The 13,880-nt window shown below is 59.5% G+C and carries 12 protein-coding genes and 1 pseudogene; 4 read left to right on the top strand and 9 right to left on the bottom strand.

Going from position 1 to position 13,880, the window contains the following annotated elements:
* Positions 1–103: 103 nt before the first annotated feature.
* The gene (locus AABF56_RS31225; RefSeq protein WP_133037281.1) at positions 104–346 is read left to right on the top strand and encodes a hypothetical protein; all 243 of its coding nucleotides are present in this window, start codon (positions 104–106) and stop codon (positions 344–346) included.
* A 214-nt stretch (positions 347–560) separates the two neighbouring features.
* Positions 561–1,691: a DUF3800 domain-containing protein gene (locus AABF56_RS31220; protein ID WP_272809171.1), complete on the top strand. Its 1,131-nt coding sequence runs from the start codon at positions 561–563 to the stop codon at positions 1,689–1,691.
* Between the two features lie 76 nt (positions 1,692–1,767).
* Here the strand turns inward: AABF56_RS31220 and scpB are convergent, their stop codons facing one another.
* Positions 1,768–2,454: an SMC-Scp complex subunit ScpB gene (gene scpB, locus AABF56_RS31215; RefSeq protein WP_272809170.1), complete on the bottom strand. Its 687-nt coding sequence runs from the start codon at positions 2,452–2,454 to the stop codon at positions 1,768–1,770.
* Positions 2,455–2,456: 2 nt separating this feature from the next.
* On the bottom strand, positions 2,457–3,410 hold the full coding sequence (locus tag AABF56_RS31210; RefSeq protein WP_133037094.1) for a DUF1403 family protein: 954 nt from the start codon (positions 3,408–3,410) through the stop codon (positions 2,457–2,459).
* 124 nt (positions 3,411–3,534) lie between these two features.
* Between AABF56_RS31210 and AABF56_RS31205 the strand changes: the two genes are divergently transcribed.
* Complete coding sequence (locus AABF56_RS31205; RefSeq protein WP_272809169.1) at positions 3,535–4,674, top strand: tyrosine-type recombinase/integrase; 1,140 nt, start codon at positions 3,535–3,537, stop codon at positions 4,672–4,674.
* Between the two features lie 113 nt (positions 4,675–4,787).
* Here AABF56_RS31205 and serA read toward each other — a convergent pair whose 3' ends face one another.
* Positions 4,788–6,026, bottom strand: coding sequence for a phosphoglycerate dehydrogenase (serA, locus tag AABF56_RS31200; protein WP_272809168.1), 1,239 nt, complete (start codon positions 6,024–6,026; stop codon positions 4,788–4,790).
* A gap of 396 nt (positions 6,027–6,422) precedes the next feature.
* On the opposite strand from serA, the pseudogene AABF56_RS31195 reads away from it, so the two are divergent.
* A pseudogene (locus AABF56_RS31195) lies at positions 6,423–7,286 on the top strand (lytic transglycosylase domain-containing protein).
* 46 nt (positions 7,287–7,332) lie between these two features.
* On the opposite strand, the gene AABF56_RS31190 reads toward AABF56_RS31195, so the two are convergent.
* The 6 genes from AABF56_RS31190 to repA form a co-directional block, all read right to left on the bottom strand.
* On the bottom strand, positions 7,333–7,743 hold the full coding sequence (locus AABF56_RS31190) for a hypothetical protein (protein ID WP_272809167.1): 411 nt from the start codon (positions 7,741–7,743) through the stop codon (positions 7,333–7,335).
* Between the two features lie 25 nt (positions 7,744–7,768).
* Positions 7,769–8,554, bottom strand: coding sequence for a helix-turn-helix domain-containing protein (locus AABF56_RS31185; RefSeq protein ID WP_272809166.1), 786 nt, complete (start codon positions 8,552–8,554; stop codon positions 7,769–7,771).
* 280 nt (positions 8,555–8,834) lie between these two features.
* Complete coding sequence (locus AABF56_RS31180) at positions 8,835–9,728, bottom strand: DUF3991 and toprim domain-containing protein (protein ID WP_272809165.1); 894 nt, start codon at positions 9,726–9,728, stop codon at positions 8,835–8,837.
* A gap of 192 nt (positions 9,729–9,920) precedes the next feature.
* Positions 9,921–11,204, bottom strand: a complete 1,284-nt coding sequence (repC, locus tag AABF56_RS31175) for a plasmid replication protein RepC (protein WP_272809182.1) — start codon at positions 11,202–11,204, stop codon at positions 9,921–9,923.
* Positions 11,205–11,441: 237 nt separating this feature from the next.
* Positions 11,442–12,497, bottom strand: a complete 1,056-nt coding sequence (gene repB / locus AABF56_RS31170) for a plasmid partitioning protein RepB (RefSeq protein ID WP_272809164.1) — start codon at positions 12,495–12,497, stop codon at positions 11,442–11,444.
* Positions 12,494–13,717, bottom strand: coding sequence for a plasmid partitioning protein RepA (gene repA / locus AABF56_RS31165; RefSeq protein WP_272809163.1), 1,224 nt, complete (start codon positions 13,715–13,717; stop codon positions 12,494–12,496). The genes repB and repA overlap by 4 nt, the downstream gene beginning before the upstream one ends.
* Between the last annotated feature and the right edge of the window lie 163 nt (positions 13,718–13,880).

Raw genomic sequence — 13,880 nt, 5'->3', positions numbered from 1 at the left:
CACTTAGCGAAACGCCCGAAGCTGTTCAGACAAACCGAGCCACCTCTATCTGGCCGGAGAGATGTCAGCCTCAAACTGGCGATACCGTCATGCCAAGGAGGCCGTGTCAGAGTTCGTCGCACTCCGCAACACCTTCCGGGTGCAGATGGAGCACGCCGCAGATCCCGAGTTTCGTCGGAAGAATCCGTATCTTCGCCAAGACACTTTTTCGCGGCTCGACCACATTCTCGAATGGGATCACCGGATCGAGAACCCCCAGCAGCGTAAGGATGTCATGACGATGTTCAAGGGAGGAGACTACAGCCTTGTCCTAACTTGGCCGGGACAGCAAGTCGAGACCTTTTGATACGCTTGTAGCAGATGTTCTAGACTCTACTGAGGAAGTATTCACGGATTTCACCGCACTCGTAGAAGGTGACGGCACCCTGTATCTTCTGCGCCGTGATCGCCATGGCAACCCGAAGATCAAAAACGACCCGTTGCAAAAACCGGAGATTGGACGTTGTCTTTTGACTACGGTGTCGCCACTGCCGCGGTACGACTAAACCCTGGGACAAGCCATGTACTACTACATCGATGAAAGCGGAAATACCGGTCTTAACCTATTCGACGCAAACCAACCCAAGCTGTTCTATGGAGTGCTCGGCTGCTCGGCCAATCTTGATGTTATTGCTGAACCCTTGCTGACAGAGCTCAGGAAGGAACTGGGCGTCAGGCGTATCCACGCCGCCGAACTCGGTGTAGGGCGCCTTATCCCGATAGCAAAACGGATCGCAGACTTCAGCAAGAAACACGACCTGCGATTCTCTCTGCTCAAGGTTACCAAAGAAGATCACGCGGTGATCAGCTTCTATGACCAGGTGTTCGACTCCGAAATGAACAAGGCCGTGTCTTGGCATCACTACTTCACTCCCCTTCGTTACCCAATGCTAATGAAGGTCGCATTCCTCTTCGATGACCAACTGAGGAAAGACGCTTGGGCAGCGCGTAGGGAAACCAATTCGGCGAAGAGCGCGTCCGCGTTGGTTACAATCTGCAATGCTCTGCTTTCTCGTGTCGATCGGCTTCCCGACGCACGCTCCCGAGAACTTGTTTCAGGCGCATTGAAGTGGGCAGCGGCGAACCCGTTCGAGATCGAGTATGGCGTTGGCAACAAGGACACGGCCCTGCAGATTTCACCGAACCTAGTCGGCTTTCAGCAGGTTATGCAGGTCATGGCCGTGCAGTCAAACAGGAAGGGGCGCTCCATCCGCAAGATCACGGTTGATCGCCAGACCGAATTCAACAAGGCACAAGGCGAACTTGCGAGCTGGTACGAGAGCCTCCGGGCCGTCAAACATAACACCGATTTCGGTCCAGGTATGCCAAAGTTCGATTATTCGATGATGCCGGAAGTCCCACCAACATTTACGCCCGGCGATGAAAGCGCCGGATTGGAATTGGTGGACGTAACCCTGTGGATCACGAAACGTCTGGAGGAAAAAAAGGATGTTCCCACCCAGCTCAGGCACCTGTTTGCCAGCCAGACCAAGCGCGGACTGATCGACGAAGTTTCACTCGAGGCGATAGACAAGCGCTGGCGGCACCTTTTGTCGCTGCCAGTTCCTGACAAGCCCATTCATGGCGATCTCGAAAGACACTTCGAGGAAGTGGAGGAGGCAAGAAAGGCAACGGTTGCTACGCTGGGATGACCGATACTTTATCGTAAATGAAGACCACGCGCTGGCCGATATTCAGCGACGGTGGGCGGCTAGCGAACCCCTGTCGCTACGGTTCGACGTCATCGGCGTCCGGAAATTCACGGTCGGGAGCAGCAGCCGTTCGGCTGAGCAGCCCGGCATCCTCCAGCGCCTCGATGTCGGGCAGATCGCGCAGCGTCTCCATGCCGAAAGCGATGAGGAAGTGTTTGGTCGTAACGTAGGTATAGGGCGCGCCCGGCGTCGGGCTGCGCGGGCCGGAGGCGAGAAAGTTGGCATTGCGCAGGCTGGCGATGGTGTCGCGGCTGACCTCCTTGCCGAAGATTTTTGACAGGTCGCCGCGGGTGATCGGCTGAAAATACGCGATCGCCACCAGCACCATCGCCTCGAAGTCGGACAGCGCCGGCGGCCCTCCCCCCGTCGACGCTTGCGACGCCCGGATCGCGGACGCGTAGGCCGGACGTGTTAGGTGCTGCCAGCCGCCGGCGACAGAGACGATGTCATAGGGCCGGCCCTTCAACTCCTCGCGCAGGTCATCGATGAGCAAATCGATGCTGCAGTCCTTGCCGACGACACGCGCCAGTGTCTCGCGGCTGACCGGTTCGGCCGCGGCAAAGATCACCGCCTCGACGCGCAGCATCCATTCCCGCCAGCGCAGCTCCGGCGGTAGATTCACCAGCTCCCGATCCAACAAGCGTTCGCTTGCGTCCTTCTTCCGAGACGTCCGTGTTTTGCCAGGTTCATCCGGCTCACCCATCGTCACAGCCCATAGATCCGGAACGCGCTGCGGCCGGACAGTTCGCGCACGCCGCCAAAGCCTTCCAGTCTCTCGAACAGCCGGGTCGCCGCCCAGCGTGAGAGATTGCTGCCGGGCGCCGAGGCTGCCACGGCGTCCTCGTTCAGCAGGGCCTCGATGACGGCGCCGGCGCCCTTCGTCCGAACCTTTGGCGCCGCGGTGCGCAGCGTCTCGGCGCGACGGGCGATCTCGCCAGCGGTGCGCAAGGCCGCGCTCGTCCCCTCGACCACAGCGAGGCAGACGGCGCGGGCGAAGGCGGCATCACCCGGGCGCACGCGGCCCCTGCCCCCAAGCGTCTTAAAGGCGGAGCCATAACGCTCGGCCATCAGCAGCGGCACGGCACAATCCCATTTCAGCAGCGCGGCGATCATCCTATCGGCGAGCATCCAAGCGAGCGGCTCGGCATCCGGCCGCACGGCATGGATGGCCGTGACCAGGTCCGCCGCGGCAAGCGGCGCCGGGCGACCGGATTGCAGCGCGTCATCGGCATAGTCGACGGCCGCGGCCAGCCGATCGTCCCAGGCCAGCCCCAACAGGTCGGCGAGCTCGGCCACCGCTTTCGAGGAAAAGGCGGGTTTTCGCGTGGAAAGCCTTTTGGTGGCCAAAAACACCTTTCCGGCTGGGCCGGGATCGTCGCCAGTTGCGGTGAGCAAAAGCGCGTCCCGCAACGCGGGCTCATTCTCGCTGCGGCCCATCAGCCGGACCGCGACGGCGGCACATTTCAGGGCCTGGCGAGAACGCCAGCAGCCGGCCCAGATGGAGGCAGAGCGGACAAGATCGTCGAGCGATTTCAAGGCGATGCCGGCGGCGAAGGCGGCAGCGAGTTCGTCCGGCTCGCGGCCACGCGGCAGGGCCCAGCCGGGCAACGCGGTCGTGAACGTCGGGGCGGCAACAGACGAGGCGACGGGCGAATCCATGGCCAACAGGTTAGACCAAATGTGCGGACTATGCCAGCATTTTGCCTTATAACCGCACGGCTTGTCTCTCCTCTATAATGATGGATAAGCTTGCCTTATCGTTCATTATGCACATTATAGAGAAATGGCCCAGATCATCGACGAAAACAGCGAATTCAACACTCCGGAGCGCTCTGCGCCGCAACACAGCACGGCGTCGACCGACGGCATTTCCACCGCCGTCGCTGCGGCCTCAACGCCCCCTCCCCTACCGGCCCAGCTGCAGGATCTGACCGAGCGCGCACGCGGTTACGTCGCGGCCGCCAGTTCGGCCAATACGCGGCGGGCTTATGCGGCAGATTGGAAGCATTTTACCGCCTGGTGCCGGCGCCAGAATTTTTCGCCCCTGCCACCGGATCCGCAGGTCGTCGGGCTCTACATCACCGCGTGCGCCTCCGGCAGTGCCATTGGCACCGCCGCTGGCACCGCGACACGCGGTGGGAAACCCGACAGTGTCTCGACCATCGAGCGGCGCCTCGCCGCCCTCGGTTGGAACTATGCCCAGCGCGGCGAGCAGAAACTCGACCGCAAGGACCGGACGATCGCCACGGTGATGGCCGGCATCCGCAACCGCCACGCCGCCCCGCCGCGGCAGAAGGAGGCCATCCTGCCGGAAGACCTGATCGCCATGCTCGAAACCCTCGAGCGGGGAACGCTGCGTGGCCTGCGGGACCGGGCCATGCTGCTCGTCGGTTTCGCCGGCGGTCTGCGCCGCTCGGAAATCACCGGGCTGGATCTCGGCCGCGACCAGACAGAGGACGGCCGCGGCTGGATCGAGATCTTCGACAAGGGCGCGCTGCTCACCCTGCGTGGCAAGACCGGCTGGCGCGAGGTCGAGATCGGGCGCGGCTCGTCCGATGCCACCTGCCCTGTTGCCGCGCTGGAAAGCTGGATCAAGTTCGCCAAGCTTGCCAAAGGCCCCCTCTTCCGGCGCGTGACCGGGAAAGGCAAAGATGTCGGGCCGGACCGGCTGAACGACCAGGAGGTCGCCCGCCTCGTCAAGAAGACCGCACTCGCCGCCGGTGTGCGCAGCGATCTCTCCGAGGCCGAACGGGGCCAGAAATTCGCCGGGCACTCGTTGCGCGCCGGCCTTGCCTCCTCGGCGGAGGTCGACGAGCGACATATGCAAAAGCAGCTCGGTCATACCTCGGCGGAGATGACCCGCCGCTACCAGCGCCGGCGCGACCGCTTCAGGGTCAATCTCACCAAAGCGGCCGGGCTTTGACAGGCCCCTCCCCTTCCCGGCGTGAAACCGTTAGGTCAAGGTTTGCCGTCGGGTTTTTCCTCTCAGGGGGTCAATCCAAATCGGGAAAGAAAAAGCCCCCCCCCGGCCAGCTGTCAGTAGACCAATCGTGCCCGTATCGTTCCAGGAATTTTGCGTAGGGCCTGTAGTATCTCGTCGGCCTTATCGGAGATGCCTTCGGCCTCGATCACCACGTAGCCGGTGTCGCCATGCGTCTGAAGGAACTCAGCGATTATGTTCAGCCCGCGCGACGAGAAGATCTCGTTGAGCTGGATGAGCATGCCGGGGCGGTTTTCATGCACGTGAATGAAGCGCGTGCCGTTCGGGCGCTCGGGCAGTTGTACCTGCGGAAAGTTGACGGCGCCCATCGTTGAGCCGATGTCAGAATACTCGACCAGCTTCCTTGACACCTCTCCGCCGATGCGCTCCTGGGCTTCCTCGGTGGAACCGCCGATATGCGGCGTCAGAATGACATTGCTCAGGCCTTGCAACGGCGTCTCAAAACGCTCGTTGTTCGAAGCCGGCTCCTTGGGAAACACGTCGACAGCAGCACCCGCCAGATGCCCCTCTTTCAGCACCTTCGCAAGCGCATCGAGATCGACCACCGTGCCGCGAGAATTATTGATGAAGATGGCGCCCTTCTTCATTCGCCGCAATTCGGTTTCGGTGATCATGTTGTGCGTCGAAGGTGTTTCGGGCACATGCATTGTCACATAGTCAGAAATTTCGAGAAGCTCGCCGAGCGAAGCCATCGACTCCGAATTGCCGTGGCGCAGCCGATCGGAAAGATCGAAGTAGCGCACGATCATGCCCATGCTTTCGGCAAGTGCGCTGAGCTGCGATCCGATATTTCCGTAGCCGACGATACCGAGCGTTTTGCCGCGGACCTCTCGGCTCCCGACAGCGGACTTCTCCCATCCACCTTGATGCGCGGAAGCCGAGCGCGGAAATATCTGCCGCGTCAGCATGATAATCTCGCCGATCACAAGCTCGGCCACCGATCGCGTATTTGAGTAAGGTGCATTGAACACCGGAATGCCGCGCCGCCGCGCCGCGTGCAGATCGACCTGGTTCGTCCCGACGGAGAAACAGCCGACGGCGATCAATTTCTTGGCGGACTCAAAAATCTCGTCAGTCAGCTGCGTGCGGGAACGAATGCCGATGATATGAGCGTCGGCGATGTGGCTCTTAAGATCCTTGTCGTCCAGCGCCTTCGGCAAATGAATGAGGTTGGCATAGCCGGCCGAAGAAAAGCAGTCCACGGCGGTCTGGCTAATGCCTTCGAGCAGAAGCACGGAAATTCGGTCGCGTGGAAGAGAAAGTTCGCGGGTCATAAATGTTGCTCCGATTTCCGAGAGGCCGATGTGGCTTGGGCACCTATGGATCGTTTATCCGTAGGCCCCGCGCCTGAACAAGGCCCTTGCGGATATAGCGACATGTCGAAGGCCTCCAATTCCATCGACACATTTCGATGACATGTCGTCGCGATAGACATATCCAGCACAAATTGGCCGGAGGAGGCCATGCCCGAATGTCGTTTAGGTCGGACCGCGCTTCCCAATCTTCTAACTTCCCGCGGACGCGAATATAGGCGGCGACCCGCCGGCGCAACATACAGGCTCCTCCCTCGCCTTCCCCACCAGTGGTATGACGTAGCGATGTGGCACGCACGACTAAGATGGGACAGGGAAAGACTTGCCAAGTTGGCTGCGGCCGCGCTGGTCTCCAGCATGCCGACGGATGCCGCATTCGGCCAGATTGAATGGCGAGCGCCGCCTTGTCTGTATTCCACAACCACCAGCGCTGGAAAGCTCTGCGTCCGTGCGGGCAGCTTCAATCGCGATATATGCACGGCGCTTGCCCACTTCGCCGGCGAGAATGATCTGCCGCCCGATTTCTTTGCCCGGCTGATCTGGAGGGAAAGCCGGTTTTGTCCCGATGCGGTCAGCCCGAAGGGCGCGGAAGGGATCGCACAATTCATTCCTTCCACCGCGAGACTGCGCGGCCTCTCGAACAGTTTTTGACGCTCTGGAGGCATTGCAGAAATCGGCCGAGTATCTCGATGAACTGCGGAACCGATTCGGCAATCTCGGCCTGGCTGCCGCAGCCTACAATGCCGGCGAAAGTGGGCTGCAGGCGTTCCTGAAAACCGGAAGCCTGCCGCAGAAAACCGCAACTACGTTCTCGATATCACGGCTCATCCGGCCGAGGACTGGCGCGATAACCCGCCCGCAACCATCGACCTGCGCCTCGATGGGCAGAGTTCCTTCGAGGACGCCTGCATCGCGCTTGCCGAAACGCGGCGCCTCAAGGCCCTGGAATTTGAGGCAGAAGGCGTCTGGGCGCCTTGGGGCGCACAACTCGCTGGGCATTTCCAGAAGGCGGTGGCGGTCAGGCTGTTCCTGTCGACCGTCCGGTCCCTGCCCGAGCCGCTGAACAAGGAAAAGCCACTGATCCAGAAGGAACGCAACCGTGCCTTCGGAACAAGGCTGCGATACACGGCCCGCGTCGGCCGCCAAACCCGGCAGGAGGCCGAGGCCGTTTGCGTTGAAGTCCGCAAAGCTGGCGGCGCCTGCATCGTCTTCGGGAACTGATCGGCGGCAGCGGTTCCCCTCCCTTCATGGCCGTCGATTTCCCAACTCAGGACCGGCGTTTCGACACGCCCTGAGCACACATCGTCCGCTGGCGGAGGGCCGTGATAGCGAGTCCCCCACTGGCTACAATGTGCATCAGCGCCCTGGGATCTGCTGGATTTCCCTCAACAAGCGCAAACAGGAACGCGAGGACGACCCAAATCAGCGAGAACAAGAACGCCGCGTTGCCAATCAGCGCGTCCTCCGGCCGCAGAATGCGAACTGCATGAAGAAATACGATCGCGAAGACGAAGGCGGACGCAGAAAGCGACCAAACGAAAATGTCGGTGCCCGCTGTGTAGAAGAGAAAGGTTCCGGTCAGATGGCCAAGGCCCGCCAGCGCGAGCAACAGGCACAGTCCAAATTCAAACGCTCTCATCAGCATTCCCCAGAAGATGATCAAGACAGCTATGATCATGCACAGGTCAGCTGTGCCGATCTTGCTATTTCAACGGGACCGAATGCAAGGCGGCCGGGGCATGGCCCCAGTGTCGCCGAAAGGCCCGAGCGAAAGCCGAGGGATTGGAATAGCCGCAGTCGCTCGCGACAGCAGCTATCGTCTGCTCTCTGCCGGCGGCGAGCAGTTCGCCAGCTCTCTCCATACGCCGCGCCGTCAAATATTGTCCGGGTGTCTTGCCGAAGGCCGCCTTGAAAACGCGTAGCAAGTGATATGGCGAGAGACATGCTTCGGTCGCGAGGTCTGCCAGGGGAAGCGCCCTGCATGGATCTGCGTCGATCAACGCCTTGGCGCGGAGGACACGACGGAGGAGTTCGGCGCGTCGCGCTGGCTTGCGTGCGTCGATCTTTTCGCAGGATGTGCCGAGCGTTCCGCAGCTCAAGCCAATTTCGTTCAAAAGGCACGCAAACCCTTCGTCGATCGCCAACTCGCAGTCTTCCTCCAGCGCGGTCGATAAGTTCGCTAGACATTGATGGAGGTGCAGTTGCCCAACCAGGTTGAGCGCGTCGAGTCCACGATCGAGAAATTGGCCGATCTGGTTGTCACAGTCTCCTCCAAGCAGGTGCCCCGGAATGAAGACCGAGAAACTGTCAGTCTCGACCGACGTGTTGATCGAACTGGCGTAGATCGTCTCGGGGGCGACGATGAGAATTTCGCCTGGCGCAACGCGCACTCGTCGGTTCGCGAAATGATAGGTTTCGCTCCCATGAAACACGGCCTTGATCGAGAAGGGGCCGCCATGAGGCTCAACGTCGAGCCTTTTCGTTCGCATATGGAACGCTACAGGCCTAGTCCTAAAGCGGTCAAACCAGGTATGTCTCTCCTCGTCGCTCGATGACGAGACCTGGAATGGTTCGTGTGAGAAATCCACTGGCAATCGAGCCTGCCTCCTCCCTCAGTCGGTAACGCTTTGTCCCAGAATGCGAGAACATCACCGCATCCGTCACGCCCTATCCGCCAAATCATAAACGGGGCGACTAAGCATAACGCGGTCAAGGCTGTCGCAGACGTCAGCTGTGTGTGTGCTCGGTTGCCGGTTACAGGCCAGTCGTCTATCGTATCTCACGGAGTTGTTCGTTCCAATCCTCTGCCTCCGGCCAAAGCCTGATGAACTCGGCGCCGGCCTGCTCTGCGATCTGCTTGAGCCTAGCAGCATAGACATCGCCTTGATCATTTCCATCGCAGGCGGCAACAAGGTGACTTCCTGGACGTGCCGCTAGGGAAGCGATGCGATCGGCTGTGATCGGCGACCAGCCGCCGCCGGTGCTGACATAGAGACTATCCTCTCGACAAAGTTCAATCGCCGCAAGGCTCATCGCATCGATTGCAGCCTCCGTTACGCACAAGCGGAGCGCGTCATTTGCGCCAAGAGAGAACAGCGTCTTAGCCCCTCCGCTGGAGAAACCTCTCCACTCAGATCCACGCTCCTCCCACCCCGTTACCTGCTCTATAGAATTCGTATGCGCGGCCCAGACCGTGCCCTTCGGCCCCTCCTTCAGCTTGCCAGCGGCGATGGCTCCCAAGACAACGAATTCGGGGATGGCACGTTGCACCGTCAAATACGACCACGCAGCGGATCCACGGTTCACGTTGGGGCGCACCGTCCACCGGCCTTCGATTTCTCCTAACCCGTTTTTCGTAGACCTCCGCTGCCATGCAGGCGCAGTCGGTTCAAAGCCGACCAGTTTAGCGACGGTCTTCAAAGCGGCGGAAAAATTCGGTGCTCCGAGGTGTTTGGCTAGATCGAGCACATCTCCTTTGGCATCGGACGTCGGATCGAACCACCCTCGTCCTTGGTGGACGACGATCACAATTTCGCCTTCTCCACGTCGGTATTTCATTGCCTTTGGAGTGGTCTCCCGGAGATCAACTTTCCAACCAGCTTTCTCAAGGAGCGACGAGCAGGGTACGTCGGCCTTCAGCTTGTCGATATCATAGCTGGGCACAGGCACCTCCTGACATTGCGAAGCGTATTACCCCGGAGAGGAGATGTACCGTCACATCTGTTACTCCACTTTTATAACTTACTGAATATATACGTTTTTCTACGAAAAACGCGCCTTCAGCTATAGGCAGCGGATAGCATCCCACGCTTCTCCGCACTCGGGGAGTCACAGCTGTGACTCCTGACGGCACACTCACGAGGGTACTCCGCTCACGCGCCTAAGTGCGCCGTCAGCCAGCCCGAACAGGCTCCTTTCAAGATGCAGGCTGCCTTCTACGGCGCGATCGATCATCGCTCTAAAATACCCGCCGGGGCTCGAAATCTGTTCGGGTGAACGGGCGGCCTTTTCAAGAACGGTGGCCAGGACCGCGGCCGCCGCGAACCGGCCAGCCCGCGAAACACCATCCATCCAGCCGACCTCGGACAGGCCTATCATGACCCTCATGGTTGGAGCCGCCGCCGCCAACTCCGGCCAGTTCCTAAATTCCACGCCGGCCATTTCGCAGGCATGCGGGCAAGCCGACCGGACGAGGCCAACTGAGACGGACGCAAGCACGTTGGACTGGATTTGGTCTACTGAACTAGCGTGCTTTGCTGCCTTGGAACCTTGGCTTTCTGATGGAACCGCCGCAGACTTTTTTTCGATTGATGCTGCGGCCGCGTAGCGGCCGTAAGCCGAGGGAATTATTCCTCGCTCGTTAGAGCGAGACCGTTTTTTATTACTTTCATAGGAGTTTTGAAGGGTTGTATTAATATTAGGAGCGACACCGATGTCACCCTCGCATGACATTTCATGTGGTTCATACTCGACGGTGACCTCTTGTATGATGCGGGAGTGAAAGGCCTCCAGAGCTTCCGCCTCGCCTTCCTTATCCAAACCCATCGCCTTCACCCGCTGGAGTTCGTCATACCAAGCATCGGCGCGCTCAGGGTAAGCGTCACATGCGTCCACGATCGCTCGCGACGCACGCGTGATCACCCGACGGGCCTCCTGCTCGCTGTTCAAGCGGGCCTGAAAATCGTCAACGAGGGCCTTCAACTCTTGAAGGCGAACCCTCGCCGGAGTGAAATCCAACCCATAGCCTTTCGAAATATCGCCATCCTTGTCACGATAGACGAACCTTCTTCCAGTTGGACTATCACGATATGCGACGATGCCGGCCTCCACGAGCCGACGGATGCAGCGGCTCACCTGCCGTTCGGAGCGCGCCGTGTACTCTGCCAGTTTGGCATTCGAGATAGCGACGATAGGGCGTTTGGAGCCCTTCCAGTCGTCGGCCCGCGACAGGCCGATGAGAATATCCATAATATGATAGGTCGAACCATCGATCCCGAGGATCGGCGCCGCCTTCTTGAGAATGATAGCAACCTCGGCCTTTGAGGCCTCGGGGATGTCGTTTGCCATAGCGAGCCGAGCGCTCGCGAGTATTCCAGGAGTGACGCGCCTGAAGGACGCAATCTCGGTACCTCGGACCATAGCTGACCATTCCGTGATCGAATCGATCACGGCTCCAACGTCTGAGTTGATGACAGGCCAGCAAAACACGCACAAAATATCGAGCCGGGGATTGAGCCCAAGGCTTGATTGTGTGAGCGCTCCGTCCTAGAATCAGTTTGCACTGCTGATGCTGACAGAGCGGAAACGGTCTGTTGGCCACGGATCAAAGGGCTCCCCGATTGCCGTCGGTGAGCCCTTTTCCTTTCAGGGCTTAGTTCATGAGTTCCTCGCCTCGTTTGAACGTTTGAATTCTTCCATCAATGCCGGCAGGCGTTCCACGAGCCAGGACGAAAGACCTGGCGCCGGCGCATGAGGAATTGAAATCTGCATTGCCTTCGAGGTGCGCTTTGTCGTCACGACGACCCCATGGCCAAGATCGATCTCGCCCGTCGCCTTTTCGTTCTCGGAGCGTGACGGCCGATCCAGAATACGCAAAGCCGCAAGAAACCGCTCATCGGTGGTCAGCGACAAAAACTTTTCCGAGCCGACCAGTCCATTGAGTGCGGAGTTAATCTCCGCCGGCAGTTTTTGGTCGTTGAAGAAGGATCCAAGCTTTTCCCATTTCGGGCGGCCAATTGCCGGCGCTGGCCCAATCTTGCGGACAAGAGCTTCAGGTAGCGCACTCGCGGTCGCGGTGAGCATCGAGATATAGGCCAGTCCCTTTTCCTCGTTGCGCCCGAGTGCCCTCGCAATCGTCTCACGCGTGAAACCACGCTTCTTGAGATCGACCGCGTACATGGCCTGTTCGATAAAGGAAGGATTCGCTCGCTCGGCATTTTCGATGCCTTGGGCAACGACCAGTTCTTCATCCGTCAGCGGCGCGACGACCGCTCTGACGGGTATCCCTATAATCTGGCAAGCCCGATGACGGCGGTGGCCATAGGCAATCTGGTAACGGCCAGGCTGATCGGGAAGGGGACGAACCAAAATGGGAAGCTTCTGACCCTCTCGCCTGATACCGTCGACGAAACCGGCAAATTCAGGGCTATCCTCGAAGTCCATTCGATCGCGCACGAATGCTGGGATGATATCGGCGGGATCGAGCTCGATGCCGCTTTCGCCAGACTGAAGCTGCGTGCGCAGCCGCTCGTTCTCCAGCTCAACAGCCGAGAAGGTCTGCTGCATCGACTTCACTGCGCCCGACATGCTGCCCGACGTCGATGGTCGGCCGACGGCGGCGGCCGGGGAGGGGATGTGTTTCTCGAGCTCAGCCCGATCGACGTTCGCGAACAGGCTCTTCATGCGGTTGGAGCGATCCTTGGCGTTCGTCATGTCCGCCCCCAGACGAGCTTGAGGTGGTTCAGGATCTCCTGATTGACGCTATCGACGGATTCGAGCGCTCGATTAAGCGTGTCCCGGCCGACCGTTCCACGAGCCATTTCGTAAAGGCTCTTCTTCTCAAGTCCCGCGCTCGCAATCGCAGTTGTTTCCACGACGACAGGTGCCAGCACGTCCTCGCCGAAAAGGGAGCGCAGAAGCGCAACGATGTTGACTTGGGGAACATCATTCGGATCGTGGCGCGTTAACACGTAGCGGATGAAATCGTGTTGCAGATGACCACCGTTTTCCTCAATGACCTGGAGGATATCGCTCGTCATCTTGAGGAACTGGTTCATGCTCGACACATCGAGCATCGCAGGATGGACAGTGACGAGGAGGGCGGTTGCCGCATAAAGCGCACCAAGCGTCAGGTAGCCGAGCTGCGGGGGAGCATCGATAAGGACCACGTCATAGTCGTCTTCGACGCTTGCGATAACCGATCCAAGCCGGCGGAAGAACATGCCTTCGCCGCGGCCGTCACCGCGCACGATAGCCTGGGGGGTCTCGTGCTCATATTCCATGAGCTCAAGATTGCCCGGCACTAGGTCGACACCCTCAAAATAGGTCTTGCGGATCACGCTCTTGAGCGAAACACGCTGCTCTTCATCGTAGCGGATCGCACCGTATACGGTCTGATTGTCTTCAACATCAATCTCCGGCTGGTAACCGAACATCGTCGACAAAGATGCCTGTGGATCGAGATCGATCGCAAGGACGCGCAGGCCTTGGAGCGCGAGGAAATGTGCAAGATGGACCGTGGTGGTGGTCTTGGCCGATCCACCCTTGAAATTGGCGACTGCTACGATCTGGAGCTTTTCACCGGTCCGCCGACGCGGAAGGAAGTCCAGCGCTTCCTTCGGCCGTTTCTTAGCAAGATGCTCGCGAATCTCGTTAATTTGAGCGAGGGTGTAGGCGCGACGGCGGTTATCCTTGCCGTGCAACTCCGGGGCCGCGCTCTCTCCATCAAGAGACATCTGTCTCAAGGTCGATTCCGCGACGCCCACCATCGTCGCCGCTTCGCGGGAGGTGAAGGTTTTGAGGGTCTTCTTCGCCTCAGGCGGATACATTTGTGAGCGGAGCGACTGAAGCTGCGCCGCAAGCAAATGCGAGTGGCGCGTAATTTTGGAGACGGACTCCTCGATAAGAGGCTTGGTGGCTGCAGCAGCGGGCATATCGCTCTCGACGGAAAAAAACTGACAATCGCTGAAAAAACGTCGCCCAACGATTACGCGATTCCATAAGCCGGTCAAATCTTAATTGGTTAACAGAAACTTAACGGCTTAAGAGGCTTCCTCCCCGGCACTACAAATATCCAATGAAACGGGTCACTTAACG

This window comes from Shinella sp. WSC3-e (assembly GCF_945994535.1).
Taxonomy (GTDB): Bacteria; Pseudomonadota; Alphaproteobacteria; order Rhizobiales; family Rhizobiaceae; genus Shinella; species Shinella yambaruensis.
The sequence above is the reverse complement of the archived record's forward strand: the minus strand, read 5'-3'. Positions and strand labels throughout refer to the sequence as shown.